General features: G+C 66.7%; 17 protein-coding genes and 1 pseudogene. 7 read left to right on the top strand and 11 right to left on the bottom strand.

The annotated features are described in order from the left end of the window. Nucleotides 1-4: 4 nt before the first annotated feature. From G6N42_RS27995 to G6N42_RS27955, 9 genes are all read right to left on the bottom strand, one after another. Complete coding sequence (locus G6N42_RS27995; RefSeq protein ID WP_163735739.1) at nt 5-448, bottom strand: nuclear transport factor 2 family protein; 444 nt, start codon at nt 446-448, stop codon at nt 5-7. After that, complete coding sequence (tsaD, locus tag G6N42_RS27990; RefSeq protein WP_163735736.1) at nt 445-1470, bottom strand: tRNA (adenosine(37)-N6)-threonylcarbamoyltransferase complex transferase subunit TsaD; 1026 nt, start codon at nt 1468-1470, stop codon at nt 445-447. Before tsaD ends, G6N42_RS27995 begins: the two co-directional genes overlap by 4 nt. Next, complete coding sequence (gene rimI, locus G6N42_RS27985; protein ID WP_163735731.1) at nt 1467-1943, bottom strand: ribosomal protein S18-alanine N-acetyltransferase; 477 nt, start codon at nt 1941-1943, stop codon at nt 1467-1469. The genes tsaD and rimI overlap by 4 nt, the downstream gene beginning before the upstream one ends. Then, nucleotides 1940-2536 (bottom strand): tRNA (adenosine(37)-N6)-threonylcarbamoyltransferase complex dimerization subunit type 1 TsaB, encoded by a 597-nt coding sequence (tsaB, locus tag G6N42_RS27980; RefSeq protein WP_163735728.1) that lies wholly within the window; start codon nt 2534-2536, stop codon nt 1940-1942. Before tsaB ends, rimI begins: the two co-directional genes overlap by 4 nt. Beyond that, on the bottom strand, nt 2533-3000 hold the full coding sequence (gene tsaE, locus G6N42_RS27975) for a tRNA (adenosine(37)-N6)-threonylcarbamoyltransferase complex ATPase subunit type 1 TsaE (protein WP_163735725.1): 468 nt from the start codon (nt 2998-3000) through the stop codon (nt 2533-2535). The genes tsaB and tsaE overlap by 4 nt, the downstream gene beginning before the upstream one ends. Continuing rightward, the gene (locus tag G6N42_RS27970; protein WP_163735722.1) at nt 2993-4084 is read right to left on the bottom strand and encodes an alpha/beta fold hydrolase; all 1092 of its coding nucleotides are present in this window, start codon (nt 4082-4084) and stop codon (nt 2993-2995) included. Before G6N42_RS27970 ends, tsaE begins: the two co-directional genes overlap by 8 nt. Continuing rightward, the gene (gene alr / locus G6N42_RS27965) at nt 4081-5232 is read right to left on the bottom strand and encodes an alanine racemase (protein WP_163735719.1); all 1152 of its coding nucleotides are present in this window, start codon (nt 5230-5232) and stop codon (nt 4081-4083) included. The genes G6N42_RS27970 and alr overlap by 4 nt, the downstream gene beginning before the upstream one ends. Before the next feature lie 134 nt (nt 5233-5366). Continuing rightward, on the bottom strand, nt 5367-6749 hold the full coding sequence (gene gad / locus G6N42_RS27960) for a glutamate decarboxylase (RefSeq protein ID WP_163735715.1): 1383 nt from the start codon (nt 6747-6749) through the stop codon (nt 5367-5369). Nucleotides 6750-6763: 14 nt separating this feature from the next. Then, the gene (locus tag G6N42_RS27955) at nt 6764-8164 is read right to left on the bottom strand and encodes an NAD(P)H-hydrate dehydratase (protein ID WP_163735713.1); all 1401 of its coding nucleotides are present in this window, start codon (nt 8162-8164) and stop codon (nt 6764-6766) included. Between the two features lie 228 nt (nt 8165-8392). Between G6N42_RS27955 and G6N42_RS27950 the strand changes: the two genes are divergently transcribed. From G6N42_RS27950 to G6N42_RS27935, 4 genes and pseudogenes are all read left to right on the top strand, one after another. Continuing rightward, nucleotides 8393-8584 carry a hypothetical protein gene (locus G6N42_RS27950; protein ID WP_163735711.1) on the top strand — a complete coding sequence of 64 codons (192 nt, stop codon included), beginning with the start codon at nt 8393-8395 and terminating at the stop codon, nt 8582-8584. Nucleotides 8585-8624: 40 nt separating this feature from the next. Continuing rightward, nucleotides 8625-9341: a nitrile hydratase subunit beta gene (nthB, locus tag G6N42_RS27945; RefSeq protein ID WP_163735708.1), complete on the top strand. Its 717-nt coding sequence runs from the start codon at nt 8625-8627 to the stop codon at nt 9339-9341. 8 nt (nt 9342-9349) lie between these two features. Next, nucleotides 9350-9930: pseudogene (nthA, locus tag G6N42_RS27940) on the top strand (nitrile hydratase subunit alpha). Then, the gene (locus G6N42_RS27935) at nt 9920-10255 is read left to right on the top strand and encodes a nitrile hydratase accessory protein (protein ID WP_163735705.1); all 336 of its coding nucleotides are present in this window, start codon (nt 9920-9922) and stop codon (nt 10253-10255) included. The pseudogene nthA and the gene G6N42_RS27935 overlap by 11 nt, the downstream one beginning before the upstream one ends. Here G6N42_RS27935 and G6N42_RS27930 read toward each other — a convergent pair. Both G6N42_RS27930 and glmS read right to left on the bottom strand, forming a co-directional pair. After that, on the bottom strand, nt 10252-11145 hold the full coding sequence (locus tag G6N42_RS27930; protein WP_163735702.1) for an alpha/beta fold hydrolase: 894 nt from the start codon (nt 11143-11145) through the stop codon (nt 10252-10254). The genes G6N42_RS27935 and G6N42_RS27930 overlap by 4 nt on opposite strands. Further along, the gene (gene glmS / locus G6N42_RS27925; RefSeq protein ID WP_163735700.1) at nt 11145-13013 is read right to left on the bottom strand and encodes a glutamine--fructose-6-phosphate transaminase (isomerizing); all 1869 of its coding nucleotides are present in this window, start codon (nt 13011-13013) and stop codon (nt 11145-11147) included. The genes G6N42_RS27930 and glmS overlap by 1 nt, the downstream gene beginning before the upstream one ends. Nucleotides 13014-13069: 56 nt before the next feature. On the opposite strand from glmS, the gene G6N42_RS27920 reads away from it, so the two are divergent. From G6N42_RS27920 to G6N42_RS27910, 3 genes are all read left to right on the top strand, one after another. Continuing rightward, nucleotides 13070-13915 carry a dienelactone hydrolase family protein gene (locus G6N42_RS27920; RefSeq protein ID WP_163735697.1) on the top strand — a complete coding sequence of 282 codons (846 nt, stop codon included), beginning with the start codon at nt 13070-13072 and terminating at the stop codon, nt 13913-13915. 43 nt (nt 13916-13958) lie between these two features. Continuing rightward, the gene (locus G6N42_RS27915; RefSeq protein WP_163738460.1) at nt 13959-14999 is read left to right on the top strand and encodes an LLM class F420-dependent oxidoreductase; all 1041 of its coding nucleotides are present in this window, start codon (nt 13959-13961) and stop codon (nt 14997-14999) included. A 178-nt stretch (nt 15000-15177) separates the two neighbouring features. Next, nucleotides 15178-16452: a DEAD/DEAH box helicase gene (locus G6N42_RS27910; RefSeq protein WP_163738457.1), complete on the top strand. Its 1275-nt coding sequence runs from the start codon at nt 15178-15180 to the stop codon at nt 16450-16452. The last annotated feature ends 22 nt before the right edge of the window (nt 16453-16474 follow it).

The following is a 16474-nucleotide window of genomic DNA, read 5'->3' as shown; positions in this document are numbered from 1 at the left end:
ACGCTCAGAACTTGGTCGGATCGACCATTAAGTGATCAGACACATTGCCGAGCATTTGGATCTCCACCTTGCGCTCGGTGAAATGCCAGCCGTCGGCGTCACGGCCGAACGTGTCGAAGTACCGCCCCACGACGATCGGCTGGATCGGCACGGACTCGGTGTCTTGGACAACGCAGAACGTGGAGCGCGCGGTCGCCGTGTTGTCGGCGAGGTCGATGATCGGATTCAGCACGAGGTGACGTGTCCGGGGCGTGTTGCCATGGTCGGGATAACGCCGGGTGGTGGCCGCGAACAGCTTGGCGATGTTGTCCGCACCGGAGACTCCCTGGGGTCCGGTGCCGCCGAACGAGGCCTTCGACAGCAGCGCTCCGACGCCGTCGAAGTCGCCCGCGTCGATGAATTCGGCGTAGCGGTAGAGCAACTCGGTGATGTCCAACTTGTCGCTCACGCCACCTGTCCCTTCACCACCGGAAGACCGGGATCGCTTGCCGCGTCCAACGGCGACGGCGCCGCACCCGCGGCGATCAGATGAGCCGCAAACGATGCGATCATCGCACCGTTGTCGGTGCAGAACCGTTGCCGCGGGATGCGCAGTGTCAGATCGTTTTCGGCGCAGCGCTGCTCGGCAAGCTCACGCAGCCGCGAATTGGCCGCCACCCCACCGGCAATCAGCAATGTCGACACGCCGAGTTCCTTTGCGGCGCGGATTGCTCTCAGCGTCAGCACGTCTGCCACGGCTTCCTGGAAACCGGCCGCGACGTCGGCTTGCGAAGCATCCGGGTGGCTCTCGACATACCGGGCGACGGCGGTCTTGAGCCCGGAGAAGCTGAACGCGAACCGATCGTCGCGCGGTCCGGTCATGCCGCGGGGAAAGGCGATCGCGTTACGGTCCCCGGTCCTGGCGAGATCGTCGAGCACCTTCCCGCCGGGGTACCCGAGCCCGAGCAGACGCGCCACCTTGTCGTAGGCCTCCCCCGCGGCGTCGTCGACGGTGCTGCCGAGCTCGACGATCGGTTCGCCCAGCGAGCGCACGTGCAACAGGTTGGTGTGTCCGCCGGACACCAGCAGGCCCACGCTCTCGGGTAGCGGGCCGTGGTCGAAGACATCGGCGGCCAGATGGCCCCCGAGATGGTTGACGGCGTAGAACGGCACCTGCCATGCGGCCGAATACGCCTTGGCCGCAGCCACTCCCACCAACAATGCACCGGCGAGACCCGGTCCGATGGTCGCCGCGACGATGTCCGGCTTCGCCACTCCGGCCGTTTCCAGGGCACGGCGCATCGTCGGTCCCAGCGCCTCCAGGTGCGCACGCGACGCGATCTCGGGCACCACGCCGCCGAAGCGGGCGTGCTCGTCGACGCTGGAGGCAACCTCGTCGGCGAGCAGCGTCACGGTGCCATCCGCACCGAGTTCGGCGACGCCCACGCCGGTTTCGTCACAGGAGCTCTCGATGGCCAGGATGATCGTCATGATGGGCTCCCTTGGGGAAGGCGCTTCATCGTATAGGCGTCCGCACCGCTGGCGCGGTAATAGCGCCGACGCAGACCGACGTTGACGAAGCCGAAGCTCTCATAAAGTTTGATCGCGGGCACATTGTCGGTACGTACCTCGAGGAAAACCACGCTGCCGGAGGCTAATTCGAGGATTTCAGTCACCAGCCGCCGTCCGATGCCCCGACCCTGGTACGCCGGATCGACGCCGATGGTGTGAATCTCGTACTCGTAGGGGCGCACTCGGCCCAGCCGCGCGATCCCGGCGTAGCCGATCAGCTTGTCTTCCGTCTCTTCCTTCGTGCGTGCGGCGATGTAGTGGATGTGCTTGGCCTTGAGTTCGGCAAGAAACGCCCGCTCCGGCCACGGGTCGTCCCCCTCGAACAGCAGGGACTCCAGCTCGGCGCACCGCGCGGCGTCCGAGGGCTTCAGCTTTCCGTAGACGACGGTCATCGGGCCGCCCGCTCGGCCAACGTCTTCGCGTCGGGGCGACGCAGATACAGCGGCACCAGGGGCGCCGGCGGCGACGTCCAATCGGCGACCGCGCGCACCAGACCCTCGGCGGTGGGATGCCGGGGCGGTTGTGCGAGCGCCTCTTCCGCGCCGGGCACGTCGGCAGGCGCGGCGACGGCTGGACCCTCGACGCGCACCCCGTCGCGGTAGCGCGCCCAGTACACCTCGCGCCTGCGCGCGTCGGTGACCACCAGCAGATTGCCACCGCCCACGATGGCGATCGCGTCCAGGCTGCACACGCCGTGTACCGGGACACCCAGCGCATGCCCGAACGCCGCGGCGGTGGCCATGCCGACCCGCAGGCCGGTGAACGGTCCGGGGCCACAGCCGACGACGACCGCCGCGAGATCCTCGACGCCGACCCCGGCGTCGGCGAGTGCGCCGACCGCATTGGGGGTCAGCTGCTCGGCGTGCGCACGGGCGTCGACTGTGACCCGCTGCGCCAGCACCTCGATCGTGTCGCCGTCCCGGCGGACCACCCCGGCGGTGACCGCGGGCGTCGCGGTGTCGATCGCCAGGATCAGGCTGCTCACGGCGTGCTCCACTGCCACATCGCTGTGCGCACTTCGGTGTCGGTGCCGCGTTCGAGACGGATGTCCAGATGGCTGTCGGACAGCCGTTCGGCCAGTCCTTCTCCCCACTCCACGACGACGACCGCATCCTCGAGATCGGTGTCGAGGTCCAGCGAGTCGAGTTCGGCGAGCAGGTCGACCGCGTTGTCGTCGAGCAGCCGGTACAGGTCGACGTGAATCATCGCGGGGGCGTCGGCGCGACGCGCCCGGTGCACACGGGCCAACACGAACGTCGGTGACACGACCGGACCGTCGACATCCATCGCCTGCGCAATACCCTTGGCCAACACGGTCTTTCCCGCACCCAACGGGCCGGACAGCACCACGACGTCACCGGCGCGCAGTTCACTTCCCAGCCGCGCACCGAGGGCGATGGTGTCTTCGGCGGTCGGAAGCTCCGCCGTCCCGGCGGCGCGGTCAGCCATGGTGGCGAACTCGGTCCCGGACGCGGCGCGTGAGGGCGACGAGCTTGGAGGGAGTGGCGCGTTCCACCAGCCGGACGAGCGCGTCGTCGATGATCTCTGGCTGTTCGAGCTCGACGAGATGGCCTGCGCCCTCGACGATCACGAGTTCGGATTTGGGCAGGGCGTCAGCCATGTCCTGGGAGTAGTCCATCGGGGTGAGCAGGTCCTCGTCACCGCACGCGATCAGTGTGGGCACCTTCGCGAGGGTGGCCAGCCCTTCGGTTTCGTCGTGTACTTCGAGCGCGTGCAGGAATTCGACCAGCGTCTCGATCGGGGTGTCGTGCATCATCTTCTCGGAGAATTCGACGACGCTGCGGCTGACCTTCAGATCGCCGTACGAGGCCGCGCGCAGGATGGGAGCGATCACCGACTTGGCGGCGCCGCGGGTGCGGTGCACCGTTTTGGGCGCGTACCGGACTGCGAAGCGCACCGCCTCCAGGGCCGGATTCTTCAGAATCTCGCCCAGCGGCGAGCGTGAAACCCCTTCGGCCGCCGATGCGATGAGCGCTGCGCCGACTACGCGGGTGGGGTACCGCTGCGGGAACTGCCGGGCGTGCGACAGGACCGTCATACCACCCATCGAATGGCCGACGAGCACAACGGGTCCGCGCGGCGCCATCACGGCTAGCACCGTCTCCAGGTCCCTGCCCAATTGCGCCACGTTGTAGGTCTCCGGTGGCGCCTGCCCGGATTGGCCGTGTCCACGCTGGTCGTAGAACACCATCCGGACTTGCGAGCCCCACTCATCGGTCAAGCGGGCACGCTGAAAGTGAAAGGCGCCCATGCGGAGACAGAAGCCATGCGCGAACACAACCGTCAGCGGAGCGTCGGGATCCCCCACCTCACGGACAGCCAGGTCGACACCGTCCGGAGTCGTGACGACTACGCTGCGGTCAGCGTCGAGGAGGCCGAAATCCTCGAATTCGTACGGATCGTCGGTGCTGACGCGTCGGCGTAAGGACCTGGCGACCGACACGGCGGTGGCGGTGCCGACCGCGGTCACGCCCGCGGCACCCGCCAGCCAGCGCGCTCCCTGATCGCTCAACGTCGAATTCCACGGTAGGAGCGCACGACTCGGCCGCGGGGACTCGTGACGACCTCATAGTTGATGGTGCCGAGCAGGTCGGCCCAGTCCTGCGCGGTGGGCTCACCGTCGGACCCGGGGCCGAACAGAATCGCGTCGTCGCCCTCGGACACATCGCCGTCGACACCCACGTCGACCACGAGTTGGTCCATGCAGACGCGCCCGACGCTGCGGCGCAGCCTGCCGTTGATCAACACGTCGATGCGGCCGCTGAGGTTGCGGAAGACGCCGTCGGCGTAGCCGATGGGAAGCAGCGCCAGCGTCGTGTCACGTTCGGCGATCCACGTGTGCCCGTATGACACTCCCTCGCCGGCCTGCACTTTACGCAGCAGTGCCACAGGGCATTTCAGCGTCATCGCGGGGATCAGCCCCATGTCGCCACGCTCGGGAATCGGCGTCTGTCCGTACACCGCGATACCGGGCCGCACCATGTCGAACCCAAGATCCGGCCGCGTCAGCGCCGACGGTGAATTGCTCAGGTGCACGACTTCGTACCGCAAACCCGCACTGCGGGCTTGATCGACCATGTCCTTCAGCCGGCCCGCCTGAATGTCGTTGAGCGGGTGGTCGGGAACGTCACCGTGCACCAGATGCGACATCAGGCCGCGCAACGTCAACGCGTCTTCGGCGAGCATGCGCTTGAGTGCCGGAAGCATCGCCGAGTACTCATCAGGGCCGGCACCGTTGCGGTTCAGTCCGGTGTCGACCTTGACGGTGACCTTCGCGCTACGGCCCGTCCGCTCGGCTGCCTCACGCAGCTCGCCGAGCTGGCGCAGCGACGACACGGCGATCTGCACGTCGGCTTCGAGCGCGGGACCGAAGTCGGTTCCCGGCGGGTGCAGCCACGCCAGCACCGGAGCGGTGATGCCGTCGCGGCGGAGTCTGATCGCCTCCTCGACGGTGGCGACACCCAGTTCCGAAGCACCTGCGGCCAGGGCCGCCCGGCCGGTCTGTGTCGCACCGTGGCCGTACCCGTCGGCCTTGACGACGGCCATCACCTGCGCCAGACCCGCACGGTCGCGCAGCACACCCACGTTGTGTGCCACGGCGTCGAGGTCGATGACCGCCTCGGGAGCCACGTGCGTCGTTCTGGTCGTTTGCATGGTCATGTCACCCTGACCGATTCTCCCAGACAGCGACCGCCGATTGCCGCACGCAGCTGGGTCTCACGCGTACGACAGCCAGGCGAGGCGGGCTGACCTAGGGTTTCGTCCGCGACCCCACCCGGGTGTTTTGGCACACACTAGTGGGCGAACGGTTCCAGACTGTCGAAGTGACCTTGCGGCTTCAACGCATCGAGGTGCGACAACACCGTCTTGGTGTCGTCATACAACGCCCTGGCCAGATCGGCGGAGAACCCCTCGCGAACCACGATCCGCAACATGGTGATGTCCTCGGCGCCCTCCGGCATCGTGTACGCCGGTACCTGCCAGCCGTAGGAACGCAGAGCATGCGACACGTCGAACTCGGTGTAGCCGAAATCGCCCTTCAGCCGGAAGCTGACCACCGGGATCGCCGAGCCGTCGGCGACGACGTCGAAATGCTCGCTCTCCTTGAGCTGGTCGCCGAGCCAACGCGCGGTCGACGACAGGCAATGCATCACTTTGGCGTATCCGCCGCGGCCGAGCCGTAGGAAGTTGTAGTACTGGCCGACGACCTGGTTGCCCGGCCGAGAGAAGTTGAGCGTGAACGTCGGCATGTCGCCGCCGAGGTAGTTCACCCGGAACACCAGGTCCTCGGGCAGGTACTCCGCGCTGCGCCAGACCACGAACCCGATGCCGGGGTAGGTCAGCCCGTACTTGTGGCCGCTGACGTTGATGGAGACGACCCGAGGGAGCCGGAAGTCCCATTCCAGGTGGGGATGCACGAACGGCACGACGAAGCCGCCGCTGGCCGCGTCGACATGCACAGGAACGTCGACTCCGCCGTCGGCGGCCACCTTGTCCAGTGCGGCGCAGATCTCGCCGATCGGCTCGAGTTCTCCGGTGTATGTGGTGCCGAGAATGGCCACCACGCCGATGGTGTCCTCGTCGATGTTCTCCAACACCTGCTCGGGAGTGATCACGTAGCGGTCCTCGGACATCGGGAGATACCGCGGTTCGACGTCGAAGTAGCGGCAGAACTTCTCCCACACCACCTGAACGTTGGCGCCCATCACCAGATTCGGGGTCCGGCCCTTCCAGTCCTTCCCCACCTTCTCGCGCCACCGCCACTTCATCGCCAGCCCCGCGAGCATCACGGCCTCGCTGGAGCCGATCGTGGAAACGCCGACGGCACTGTTCGGGTCGTCATCGCGCAGGTTCTCGGCATGGAAAAGGTCGGCCACCATGCACACGCACCGCTGCTCGATGGCGGCCGTCGCGGGGTACTCGTCCTTGTCGATCATGTTCTTGTCGAACGTCTCGGCCATCAGGCGTTCGGCCTGCGGATCCATCCAGGTCGTGACGAACGTCGCGAGGTTCAGCCGCGAGCTGCCGTCGAGCATGAGCTCGTCGTGGATGAATCGGTATGCGGCGTCAGGCTCCATCGCTTCGTCTGGTAAGCGCAACGACGGGATGGGCGCCATCTCCATCCGGCAGGTGTAGGCCGGGGTGATCTGTTGCGAGTGAGTGCCCTTGCGCTTCATGGCAAGACCTTTCGTTAGAGAGATGCGATGGAAGCCCGTACGTGGGCCAGGATGCGGGATGCTGAAGTCGGGGCCGGGTGCGGGCCGGGGTCGGCGGCGGACAGGTTGGCGGCTCGAGCGTGGACGTAGGCGGCTGCGGCGGCGGCCTGGGCCGGCGGCAGGCCCGCGGCAAGCAGCGCACCAACGATGCCGGACAGCACATCGCCGGAACCCGCTGTCGCCGCCCATGATTGGCCCGCCGGGTTCAGATAGACCGGTCCACCGGGTTCCGCGATGACCGTCACGTTGCCCTTCAGCAGCACGGTGACACCGAGGCGGTCGGCGAGCCTGCGGGTTGCGCCGACCCGGTCGTCCCCCGGCGGCGAGCCGGCCAGCCTTTCGAACTCGCCCGCATGTGGGGTCAAGACCGTCGGTGCGGCGCGATCGGCGACCAGGTCCGGGTGTGCAGCGAGGATGGTCAGCCCGTCGGCGTCGACGATCACCGGCAGGTCGGTCTCCAGCGCGAACCACAGCGCGGTCGCACCAGCCTCGTCGGTCCCCAACCCGGGTCCGACGGCCCATGCCTGAACTCGTCCTGCGGAGGAGACGTTGGGCGTGGCAATGACTTCCGGCCAATGCGAAAGCACCTGCTGTGCGCCACTTCCCGCATAGCGCACCATGCCGGACGTTGCGGCGACGGCAGCGCCGGTACACAGCACGGCGGCCCCCGGGTAGGTGGCCGAGCCGGCCAGGATCCCGGTGACACCCTGGGTGTACTTGTCATCTCTCGGGCCGGGACAGGGCCACAGCGCGGCGACATCAGCGGCCTCGAGCTGGAGTAGGTCGGACTGCGGCAGGTCCAGGCCGATGTCCACCAGTTCGACGCGTCCGCAATCACCAAGGGCATGAACCGGTTTGAGCCCGCCGAAGGTCACCGTCGATGTGGCGTGCACATGCGGGCCGTCGGCGGTCCCCGTGTGCACGTCGATACCGCTCGGGATGTCGACGGCGACCACGGGCGCGGTCACGCTTGCGAACACGTCGGCCGCGTTCGGCCGCAAAGGTCCGGAGCCGGAAATTCCGACGACGCCGTCGATCACCAGATCGGTTGTCGGCGGAATGCTTTCGACGATACGACCGCCGGCCCTCCGGAACGCGGCCAGCGCAGCGGCGTGCGTGCGTTCCGGATTGAGCAGGACCGCGGCGGCCGATGCGCCGCGACGACGCAGGAAGGTCGCCGCCCAGAGCGCATCACCACCGTTATCACCGGAGCCGACGACCGCGCAGACCCGGCGCCCGGCGACGCCGCCCATGTGACGTGCGATCGAGTTGGCCAGTCCGTAGGCGGCACGGCGCATCAAGGCACCGTCGGGGAGGCTCGCCAACAGCGGCGCTTCTGCCTCGCGAATTTGGTCGGCGGTGTAATAGTGCCGCATCGACGCCCACGTTACGTGCCATACGTGCGCATGGTCGGGGTTTCAGGTCGCGCCCGTCCCAAGCCGTCCGCGAGCGCTTCAAGATCATTTCGTTGCCAAAATTGACGTTCGCTACAAAATTTTTCCCGCGACGACGAGATCCGAACGCCGAGGCGGTCGATGATCCCTGCAGTACCAGCGCATGGAACGGCAGGTGAGAATCCGGCACAGACCGGCTATTGTGCAGGGGTGAGCACGCCGGTCGCGTATTTGCTGCAGTCGTGGTTGAACAACCGCGGCGCGTGTCAGTGCGGCTGGCAGGGCAAGCGCCGTTGGTTTCGTGGAGCCGCGGTTGTCGATGTGATCGAGCATTGCCAGACGACCAGTCATGTACCGGTGGGCCTGCCGCCCGTCAGCGCGGTCCGCTCCATCGCTGCCTAAAGGCGGTCATGCCCGCCGAAATCGGGCGTATGGTCACGCCATGACCGCGCCGAGCGACATGGGCGGCCGAGCCGAATTCTTCGCCCCGGTCATTCGGGAATCCGACGAGCCCGTGTTCCACGAACGGTGGGAGGGCCGAGTCTTCGGCTTCGCCAACTTTCTGCTGCCGCTGCTCGGTCGCAATGTGGACATCCTCCGCTTCGGCATGGAGCAGCTGCCCCGCGAGGTCTATCTGTCCAGTTATTACCGACGCTGGCTCGGGGGTTTCGAAACGCTGCTCGAGCAGGCCGGCTATCTCACACCGAGCGAGGTCGAGGCCCGAACCGCCGGCCCATCCGCGCCGGCCCGGCGGCGGATCTCGCGATTGCGCCTCAATGTCACGTCACGGGCGGTGGGCTCGCTCCTGCACCCCACGCTCCCCCGCTGGTATGCCGGTCGGGTGGTTCCCCGACTGCTGGGCACGTCGCGGCCGGCGCTGCGTCGCGGCCGCTTCGCACCGGGCGACCATGTTCGAGTGCGCTCTACCCGAGCGGTGCCGTACACCCGACAGCCGGGATACGTGACCGGGAAGCCCGGCGTGATCGTCGCCAAGCTCGGCGCGACGGTGTTTCCCGACGCAAAGGCGACGGGCAGGCACGCACTGCCCCAGCACCTTTACACCGTCGCCTTCCAAGCTGCCGACCTGTGGGGCGCTGCCGCCGAGTCCGGCACCGAAGTGCGTGTCGACCTCTACGAGTCGTATCTGGAGGCGGTGTGAGCGACGCAATGGCAGCGCGGGTCGAGGCGCTCGAAGCCCTGCTCGTGGAAAAAGGGATCGTCGATTCCAGAGTGGTCGACCAGGTGATCGAACACTATGAGACGAACGTGGGACCACTCAACGGCGCCAAGGTGATCTCCCGCGCCTGGACCGATCCCGGGTATCGACAGCGACTGCTCGCCGACGGCACGCGTGCCATCGCGGAGCTCGGCTTCGGGGGCCCCGAGGGCCACCGGATCGTCGCGGTAGCGAACACGCCCACTGTTCACAACGTCGTGGTGTGCACTCTGTGTTCTTGCTATCCCTGGCCTGTACTGGGCTTACCGCCAGGCTGGTACAAGTCGCCGGCATACCGCTCGCGGATGGTCGCCCACCGCGAACCCTCCTCTCGGAGATGGGGCTCGAGCTGCCTCCCGACGTGCTCGTCAGGGTCTGGGACAGCTCGGCGGAAGCGCGCTATCTGGTGGTTCCCGAGCGGCCGGCCGGAACCGAGGGACTGAACGAGGCAGAACTGGCTCGACTCGTCACGCGAGACTCGATGATCGGGGTGGGGCGACCCCTGTCCCCCGCCGGGGCAGATGACCGCTGACCCGCCGAGTCTGGACACCGATCTGCTGGGCCCGCTGTCCCCGCCCCGCGACAACGGTGAGCTCGTTTTCGCGGCACCGTGGGAACGCAGGGTTTTCGGGCTGACGGTCGCCGCGTGCCGATCGGGCGTCTGCGATTGGGAAACATTTCGGCAGCGGTTGATCCGTCGCATCGCTGCCGACGACACGCGGCCCTACTGGCGCAGTTGGGCCGCGGCCCTCGAGGACATTCTTGACGAGACCGCCGTGCTGGCGCGCGGCGAACTCGATGAACAACATCGGGAGCAATTGAGCCGCCCCGCGGGTTCCGACCACCACACGGGCTAGGCGTCGGCTTCAGCCCAGAAGGCCGCCGCCGTCTCGGCAATCCTTTCGGGATATTCGCCGTTGATCGCATGTGATGCCTCAGGCCATAACTCGACCCGACCGTGCGGCAACAGCTTCCGCGCGCTAGCGGCGGCACGCTCGGCATCATGAATCACGCTGCGGCCCGCGATCAATGCAAGGACCGGGACGTCGAGCGTACGCAACTGGTCAGCGGTGAACAACGTAGGTGCGGGCTGGTGCAGCACGAAATCTCTTGTTCCCGAGGCGATCAGCGCTGCGGCCGGAACGGAATCGTCGACCTCAGCCCCGCCGGCGATCCACCTCAACACCCAGCGGCGCAATCCCTCCGGCACAACAGCGGCGGGTAGACCCATGGGAATCATCATCACCATGGTCCGAACCGAAATCGGCGCGAAGGTCATCACGGGGTCGAGCAGGGTCAGCGACGACACCCGGCCCGGCTTCAGGACCGCATAGTTGGTAGCCGACCATCCGCCGAAGGACACTCCCATGAGATGCGGAGACGTCAACGCCAGCCCGGCGAGCATCTCGTCGAACCACTGCGCCTGGTCCTCGGCACTCCCCAATTCGTGCTCCTGCACCGACAACCCCGGCTCGCCAAGCAGGTCGACCGTGAACACGGTGCGATGGGCCAGCAGACCTGGGAGGTTGTCTGCCCACATCGGGGTGGACGCGTTGCGGCCCGGCAGCAGGACAACCGGACGCCCGTCGGGGCCCGGGAAGCGGTATACCCCGACAGTTCCGAAACTGGTTGGGATGTCGAAGGTCTGGTCGTACGGCGGTAGGTCGGCCAGGCAGTACTGATAGACCGCGAGGAAGTGGGCACGGGCCGCATCGCTGCGGAAGCGCCCAATCCTGGGGTTCGGCACTACTCGACGGTGACGGACTTGGCCAGGTTGCGTGGCTTGTCGACGTCGTAGCCGCGGGCCTGCGCGACGCCGGCGGCAAATATCTGAAGCGGGATGGTCGACAGGAGCGGCTGGAAAAGCGTTGACACCGGAGGGATCTCGAACAGGTGGTCGGCGTAGGGCCGGACGGTTTCGTCGCCCTCCTCCGCGATGACGATCGTGATCGCGCCGCGCGCCTGAATCTCCCTGATGTTCGACAGCAGCTTGGCGTGCAGGGTCGGTGAGTTCTTCGGCGACGGCATGATCACGATGACCGGCAGGTCGTCCTCGATCAATGCGATGGGGCCGTGCTTGAGCTCACCGGCGGCGAAGCCCTCGGCATGCATGTACGCCAGTTCCTTGAGCTTGAGGGCGCCCTCGAGCGCAACCGGGTAGCCGACGTGACGACCGAGGAACAGCACCGTCTGCGATTGGGCGAAGCGCCGTGCCAGCTCGAAGACCGGCTCGACGTTGTCGAGTACGCGGGCGACGAGGTCGGGCATGGCCTCCAGGTCACGGAATTCCCGCTCAACTTCCTCCGGGTACTTCGTACCGCGGGCCTGCGCAAGTGCCAGTCCGACAAGGTAATTGGCGGTGATCTGGGCGAGGAACGTCTTCGTCGACGCCACACCGATCTCCGGACCGGCGCGGGTATAGAGCACCGCATCGCACTCACGGGGGATCTGCGAGCCGTTGGTGTTGCAGATGGCCAGCACCTTGGCCTTCTGCTCCTTCGCGTGCCGCACCGCCTCCAGCGTGTCGGCTGTCTCACCGGATTGCGAGATCGCCACGACCAGCGTGTGACGGTCGAGAACTGAATCGCGGTACCGGAACTCGCTCGCCAGCTCCACCTCGACAGGCAGCCGGGTCCAATGCTCGATCGCATACTTGGCCAACAGCCCGGAGTGGTATGCGGTACCGCAGGCGACGATGAAGACCTTGTCGATCTCGCGCAGCTCCTGATCCGACAGGCGCTGCTCGTCGAGCACCACGCGGCTGTCGGCGAAATGGCCGAGCAATGTGTCGGAGACCGCGGTCGGCTGCTCGGCGATCTCCTTGAGCATGAAGTATTCGTAGCCGCCCTTTTCGGCAGCCGAGACGTCCCAGTCGATATGGAATTCGCGCGCATTGGCGGAGTCGTCGTCGCCGTTGAAGTCCGTGATGCGGTACCCGTCGGCCGTCACCACGACTGCCTGATCCTGTCCCAATTCGACAGCATCGCGCGTGTATTCGATGAACGCGGCCACATCCGACCCGACGAACATCTCACCGTCACCGACACCTAGCACCAGCGGCGTGGAACGTCGGGCCGCGACGATCGTGCCCGGTTCGTCGGCGTTCGCGAAGACGAGGGTGAAATGGCCTTCGAGTCGGCGCAGCACGGCAAGCACAGAAGCCGGAAAGTCGCCCGCGGTGGGTCCGTGGCGGTACTGCCAGGACACCAGATGCACGGCCACCTCGGTGTCGGTGTCGCTGGTGAACTCCACTCCCGTGGCTTCCAGTTCAGCGCGCATGACGGCGTAATTCTCGATGATGCCGTTGTGGACGACCACGATCTTCCCGGCGGCGTCACGGTGCGGGTGGGCGTTGCGATCGGTCGGCCTGCCATGGGTCGCCCAGCGGGTGTGCCCCAAGCCGGTGCTGCCGGCAAGGGTGCCCGCCTCGGATTCGGCAAGCGCAGTCTCGAGGTTGGCGAGCCGCCCGGCCCGGCGCCGTACCGTCAGGCCGCCATTGCCGTCGAGCAGGGCGACACCCGACGAGTCGTATCCGCGGTACTCCATCCTGCGCAGCGCGTCGACGACCACGTCGCAGGCAGGACGCTGCCCGACATAACCGACGATTCCGCACATAGCCTTTCAGGGTAGTGCAAGAGCGCCGGCGGACCTGCCTGCGCTACGGTCGTCTGGTGGCGCGGACAGCGAAGCTCTTCAACGGGTTGAAGCGCCGCGGTCCGCACCGCGTTTTGCGGGGTGACCTGGCGTTTGCCGGACTGCCCGGCGTGGTCTTCACCCCGGAGTCGGGGATGAATCTCGCTGGTGTCGTATTCGGTCACGACTGGCTTACAAGTGACGACCGTTACCACGGAACGCTCGAACATCTGGCGTCGTGGGGCATCGTCGCCGCCGCGCCCGCCACCGAGACCAGCCTGGCGCCGTCGGTGCTCAATCTGTCTTACGACCTGGGCACGGCCCTCGACATCATCGCCGGGGTGCGGTTGGGACCAGGCAAGATCAGCGTCCATCCCACGAAGCTCGGGGTGGCCGGACACGGTTTCGGCGCCTCCGCGGCGGTCTTCGCGGCGGCCGGGATGCCCGGCAGGTTGAAGGCTGTCGTGGCGGCGTTTCCGACCGTCACCAAGCCACGCGCCGAAGAGCCCGCATCGACACTAAAGGTGCCCGGCCTCATTCTCGCCGACCCGGGCGACCCGATGTCGTTGCGCTCCAACGCTGTCGAACTCGCACGCGTCTGGAAGAGCGGCACGTTGCGCGACGTAAGCAGCGTGAAGGCCGGTGGGCTCGTCGAGGGGCGCCGGCTGGCCAAAGCGGTCGGACTGCCCGGCGCCGATCGCGGCACGCTGAAGATCGTGCGTGCACTGATGACCGGGTACTTCCTACACATGCTCACCGGCGACAAGGCCTACCGCGACTTCGCCGACCCCGAGATCGCACTGCCCAAGGCGACGACGATGGACCCGTTCGCCGACGATCCGGTGGCTCTCGAGAACAAAGTCGTCGCGCTCTTGAAGCCCTGAGTGCGGCCAACCAACCGGTTGGGTGTATAAAGCTCACATGTCGATGCGCACCGGAATCTTCCTCAACTACGCGGGTGGCTTCCTCGAGGCCGTCGACCAGATCGTCGAACTCGAGCAGGTCGGCGTCGACGTCGCGTTCGTGGCCGAGGCCTACTCCTACGACGCGATCAGCCAGCTGGGCTTTCTGGCGGCGAAGACGACGCGCATGGAGTTGGCCACTGGCGTCGTCCCGATCTACATCCGCACGCCGACGCTGCTCGCGATGACGGCCGCCGGGCTCGACTACGTGTCCGACGGCAGGTTCCGGCTGGGCATCGGCACCTCCGGCCCACAGGTCATGGAGGGCTTTCACGGAGTCCCCTTCGACGCTCCGCTGGGGCGCACCCGCGAGGTCATCGACATCTGCAGACAGGTCTGGCGCCGCGAGCGGGTGACATACGACGGCAAGCACTATCAGATTCCGCTGCCCGCCGATCAGGGAACCGGCCTCGGCAAACCGCTGCAATTGATCAATCACCCTGTGCGCGAACGCATCCCGATCAATATCGCCGCACTCGGCCCGAAGAACGTCGAACTCACCGCCGAGATCGCCGAGGGGTGGCAGCCGGTGTTCTTCCTCCCGGAGAAGGCCGACGACGTGTGGGGCGACGCCCTGCGCGCCGGGTTCGCCAAGCGGGATCCCGCTCTGGGCCAACTGGACGTGACGGTCAGCGCGCCGTTGGCGATCGGCGACGACGTCGATGACCGACTGGCGTGGACGAAACCGCAACTGGCGCTGTACATCGGCGGCATGGGCGCACGCGGCAAGAATTTCTACCACAACCTGGCCACGCGCTACGGCTACGGCGAGGTCGCCAACGACATCCAGGACTTGTATCTGGCGGGCAAGAAGACCGAAGCCATCGCCGCGGTTCCCGACGAATTGGTGCGCGCCGTTTCGCTGGTGGGTCCGCGCGGTTACGTCAAGGAGCGTCTCGCCGCCTTCGCGGAGGCCGGTACCACCACACTTCTGCTACAGCCGCTGTCGGGTGAGCGCGCCGAAACGCGGCGATTCGTCGAGGAATTGCGTGAGCTACTCCCGTAACGATTAAGCCGAATGCGGCCGAGGCTGTAGACTGATCTTCAGCGGCATCGTCTGTTCTGCCTTTTGCCGTTTCTCGATCGTCAACCGAGCGCCGCGGATTGATCCGCGCCGGGCAGGACGACCACACTCTACTTTCGGAGCTTCAACCTTGTCTGTTCAAATCACTGACGGCACAACCGTGCCCACTTTCGCCGACCTCGGCCTGCCCAAGGCTGTCGTCGATGTCCTTGCCGGTAACGGCATCGACTCCCCGTTCCCCATCCAGGCCGCGACGCTGCCCGATTCGTTGGCCGGCCGCGACGTATTGGGCCGCGGCCGCACCGGTTCCGGCAAGACGTATGCGTTCTTGTTGCCCATGGTGACGAGACTCACAGCGAGTCAGTCGAAGCGAGCACCTGGCCGTCCGCGTGCGCTCATCCTTGCCCCGACCCGCGAGTTGGTCGCTCAGATCGACGCCGCGCTCGCGCCGTTGGCCGCCGCAACGAACTTGCGGTCCGTCGTCGTATTCGGTGGCGTCGGACACCAGCCACAGATCGACAAGCTGCGTGCCGGCGTCGACATCGTGATCGCGTGCCCCGGGCGTCTGGAAGACCACGTGAAATCGCGCCACGCGGATCTGTCCGCCGTCGAAATCACCGTGCTCGACGAGGCTGACCATATGGCGGACCTCGGCTTCCTTCCTCCGGTGAAGCGACTGATGGACAAGACGCCCCGCAATGGCCAGCGAATGCTGTTCTCCGCCACCTTGGATGGTGGCGTGGATGTCCTGGTCAAGCGGTACCTGACCGATCCCGTCGTGCACAGCGTCGACTCGGAGCAGTCGCCGGTCGCGGCAATGGAGCATCACGTGCTGCATGTCGAGAAGGCGGCCCGCATCAACGTGCTCGCCGACCTGGCGGCCTCGCCGGGACGCAAGATCGTCTTCGCCCGCACCAAGCATGGCGCCAAGAACCTTGCCCGCCAGCTGAATTCGCGCGGAGTTCCTGCAGTCGAGTTGCACGGCAACCTGTCTCAGAATGCCCGCACGCGCAACCTGGCGGCATTCTCCGATGGATCGGCTTGGGTGCTGGTCGCGACGGATATCGCTGCGCGCGGTATCCACGTCGACGACGTCACCCTCGTGGTACACGCCGACCCGCCGGTCGAGCACAAGGCGTATCTGCACCGGTCGGGCAGGACGGCGCGCGCAGGAAACGACGGCACCGTCGTGACGCTGATGCTCGACGAGCAGGTGTCCGATGTGCGGCAACTGACGCGCAAGGCCGGCGTGAAGCCGACGATCACCCGCTTCCGCGGCCCGTCACATCCGGTGCTGCACGAGATCGCCCCTGGCGAGCGCTCCTTCGGTAGCCCGATCGTGCCCGCGGCCCCCAACCGGCCCGCACCTGTCAAACCCGAGCAGTCTCGTCGGCGCCGCTCGAACAACCGCCGCAGGCGCCCCGCCAACGCCTGAATCAGCACCGCCGAGAACCGTG

The organism is Mycobacterium gallinarum, assembly GCF_010726765.1.
Lineage (GTDB): Bacteria > Actinomycetota > Actinomycetes > Mycobacteriales > Mycobacteriaceae > Mycobacterium > Mycobacterium gallinarum.
Note: the sequence above shows the minus strand (reverse complement) of the source record. Positions and strands in the feature narration are given on the sequence as shown.